Here is a 3,250-nt window from a genome sequence, read left to right on the forward strand (position 1 = left end):
CCCCCCAGCCGGCGGCGCGGAAGGGGATGTGCGGCAGGGCGCGCGCCGCGGCGAGGAGGTGATGCACACCCTTGCGCCGGTCGAGCCGCCCGGCGAACAGCACATAGGCTGCGCGCGCGGCCGCCGGGCGCAGCCGGTCCCAGGCGATGCCGGGCGGGATGACGTGGCTGCGCGCGGCCTCCGCCCCGAGTGCGACGCCCTGCGCGCGCGAGGCATCCGAGAGGAAGATCGTCGCGTCGTAGCGCGCGGCCAGGATGCGCCGTTCCATCGCCGCGAAGGCGCGGCCGAGCAGCGGCCCCTTCATCGCGAGCCACTCGCGCCCGAACAGGCCGAGCATGGTGCAGGCGACGGGCCGCCGGGCACGGCGCGCGGCGGCGAGCGCCGGCAGCGCCGCGTTGAAGTTGAAGGCCTGCACCAGGTCGTGGCGCGCAGCGGCCGCGGCGATGCGCCCGATGGCCAGCGGCAGGGCATGGCGCGGCAGGCGCAGCCGGCTCGTCGGCACGCCCTCGAAGCTCCTGGCCTTCGGGTCGCCGGTGGTCATCACCTCCACGGCGATCCCGCGCGCCATCAGGCCCTGCGCGATCGCGAGCACCACCGCCTCGCCGCCGCCGCGCACATCCGGCGGGAAGCATTCATGCACCAGCAGCACGGAGCGCGGCATCACAGCACCGGCGACCGTGCGCGCACGGATTCGCGCAGCAGCACCCAGGCGAGCACTGCGGCGCGCGGCAGGCCGAAGACCAGCCGCGCGACGAGATGCAGCGGGTTGCGCAGCCGCCCCCGGTCGACGAAGCGCAGCGCGACATAGGGCAGCGCGAATGCGAGGAACCCCGCATGCAGCGGCGCCAGCAGCAGGCCGACCGCCAGCAGGTCGAAGGCCGCGGTCAGGCGCGTGAGGAACAGGCCGAGGAACAATTCGCGCCGCAGCGCCGGGAAGTCTCGCACCAGGGCGGGCCAGTGCCGCATGGTGCGCGGCGCCAGCAGCCATTCGCGGACCGAGATCGCGAAGACCTCGTGATGCACCAGCGCCGCCTCGGCATAGCCGGTGCGATGGCCGGCGAGCCGCACCGTCCAGCCGAGCGCGGTGTCCTCGCCGTACCAGCGGTCGACAAAGGCCGCGGGAAAGCCGCCCACGGCCCGGAACACGCCGGCGTCGTAGAAGATGTTGCAGGTCTCGAAATAGGGCGTCGCGCCGGTGACGCTGATCGTCTTCTCGAGCAGCCGTCGCGGCTGGCCCGGATGGGGCAGGGTGCGGCCCTGCACGAGCGCGAGACCGTCCGAGATCCCGGCCACGCCCGCCGCGATCCAGCCCGGCGTCGCCTCGCAATCATCGTCGATGAAGGCGAGGATGGCGCCGCGCGCGTGGTCGGCGCCATGCTGGCGCTTGCGCCCCGGCCCCACCACGTCGAGCGTCAGGCGCCGGAGCGCCATGGGGCCGCCGCGCGCCAGCGTCTCGAAGGCGCGCGCGCTCTCCTCGTCGCCGGGGCGATGGACGACGATCACCTCGTACCTGTCGCGCGGCCAGTCCTGGGCGACCAGCGAGAGCAGCAGGCGCCGCAGCAGTGCCGGGCGCCGGTAGGTCGGCACGATCACGCTGACGAAGGGCGGCACCCGCGCGCTCATGCCGTGCGGTCGTCCGTCGCCGCGCCGCGCGCCAGGCCATCGACCGCGCGGCGCCTGAGGCCAGCCAGTCGCGTCGGCGGGAACCAGCGCGGCACGACATGGCGGAAGGCCTCCTCATCCGGCAGGCGCCGCAGCGCCTGGGCCGTGCGACGGAGCCCGAGCGTCGCCGGCAGATGCCGCAGGTTCCACGCGAGCCCCCGCCAGCGCGCGCCGCGCGGGGGATGCAGGGCGGCATCGGCCAGCGCGTGCAGCATCGCCGCCGGCAACCACCAGGCGAGCCGCCGCGCGCCGAAGGACTTCAGCCCCATGCGCAGCCGGTTCTTCACGGCGTGGAAGACGATGTCGGGATGGCTTGGCCCGACCGAGGCGCCGACGTGGTGGAGCGCCGTCGCATCGGGCACCACGCGGCAGCGATGCCCGGCGAGGGCGAGGCGCAGCGCGAGGTCCGGCTCCTCATAGGCGTAGAAGAACGCGGCATCGAAGCCGCCGGCCTCGATCAGCGGCCAGGGCCGGCAGAGCAGCGCCGAGGCGTTCGCCCAGGCGACGTCGCGCGGCGCCTGGGCGGTGATGGCCGGCGCGCCTTCCTCGAGATCCCAGGCGAGGCCGAGGCGCGAGAGCGCGCCGCCATAGGCGTTCAGCACATCCGGCCGATGCGCGAACAGCACGCGGCCGCCCACCATGGCGAGACGCGGGTCGGCCTCCATCGCCGCGACGGTCGCGCGCGTCCAGCCGCGGTCGAGTTCCACATCGCTGTCGACGAAGGCGACGAAGCCATCCGCCGGCGCCGCGGCAAGGCCGAGGTTGCGCGCCGCGGCCGGCCCCTCCGGCGCCTTGCGTCGATAGCCAAGGCGGACGGGCAGCCGCGCCGCGAGCGATGCGACGACGGCCTCCGTTCCGTCGGTCGATCCATTGTCGACGAGCAGGATCGAGATTGCCTCGGCCGGCCAGTCCTGCGCCGCGATGGCGCCGATCGTGCGCGGCAGTTCGGCCGCGCGGTTGAAGGCGGGCACGACGAACAGGACCGGCGCGGTCACGGCACCGCCCCGTCGCGCGCGGTGGCGAGCAGCGCCGCCACGATCGCGAGGCTGTACCAGGACGGATCCCACCAGAGCGAGAAATCGACCGTCTGCTGCACCGCCTGCGCACCGACGCCGAGCGTCAGGCCGAGCGCGATGCCGCGCGTGCCCCCCCTGCAGCGCAGCACAGCCGCCGCGCCGCGCCAGAGGATGCCGCCGAGCAGCAGCAGGAAGCCGGCCAGGCCGGGCAGCCCCGCCTCGGCGAGCATGAGGATGTAGACGTTGTGCACCGGGGCCGCCGCGCGCACGCCGGCGGTGTGCGCCGTGGCCGTGACGGCGGCGAGTTCTAGCGCGATGCCCGCGGAGAGTTCGGCCATCCTGGCGCCCGAGCCGGCCAGCCCGGCGCCGAACAGCGGATGCTGGTCGAACACTTCGAGCGCGGCGCGGTTGTAGTCGGCGCGGAAGGTCACGGACCGTGCGAAGTCGCCGCGGAACCGCTCGGCGATGTCGCCCGCGAAGGGCGCGAGCGCGGCCCCGAGCAGCAGCAGCCCCCAGATCGCCCCGCCCGCCGCGGCCCGCGCCGGCAGCGCGCGCAGCGCCAGCGCCACGAG

At 75.1% G+C, this 3,250-nt stretch carries 4 protein-coding genes; all 4 read right to left on the bottom strand.

The genetic code is table 11. The annotated features are described in order from the left end of the window. A partial coding sequence (locus HW577_RS22870) for a glycosyltransferase (protein WP_198378420.1) occupies window positions 1-661 on the bottom strand: 661 nt, incomplete at its 3' end. Next, complete coding sequence (locus tag HW577_RS22875; protein WP_198378421.1) at window positions 661-1,623, bottom strand: glycosyltransferase family 2 protein; 963 nt, start codon at window positions 1,621-1,623, stop codon at window positions 661-663. The genes HW577_RS22870 and HW577_RS22875, both read right to left, overlap by 1 nt. Next, on the bottom strand, window positions 1,620-2,657 hold the full coding sequence (locus HW577_RS22880; protein ID WP_198378422.1) for a glycosyltransferase family 2 protein: 1,038 nt from the start codon (window positions 2,655-2,657) through the stop codon (window positions 1,620-1,622). The genes HW577_RS22875 and HW577_RS22880 overlap by 4 nt, the downstream gene beginning before the upstream one ends. Further along, window positions 2,654-3,250 (bottom strand): O-antigen ligase family protein (locus HW577_RS22885; RefSeq protein ID WP_198378423.1); only part of this gene is annotated, 597 nt, incomplete at its 5' end. The genes HW577_RS22885 and HW577_RS22880, both read right to left, overlap by 4 nt.

It is taken from the genome of Neoroseomonas rubea (assembly GCF_016106015.1).
In the GTDB taxonomy this organism is placed as follows: domain Bacteria; phylum Pseudomonadota; class Alphaproteobacteria; order Acetobacterales; family Acetobacteraceae; genus Neoroseomonas; species Neoroseomonas rubea.

Excerpts from the sequence above, each read along its gene's own strand:
- HW577_RS22875 (WP_198378421.1), bottom strand. The coding sequence starts at position 1,623 with ATGAGCGCGCGGGTGCCGCCCTTCGTCAGCGTGATCGTGCCGACCTAC.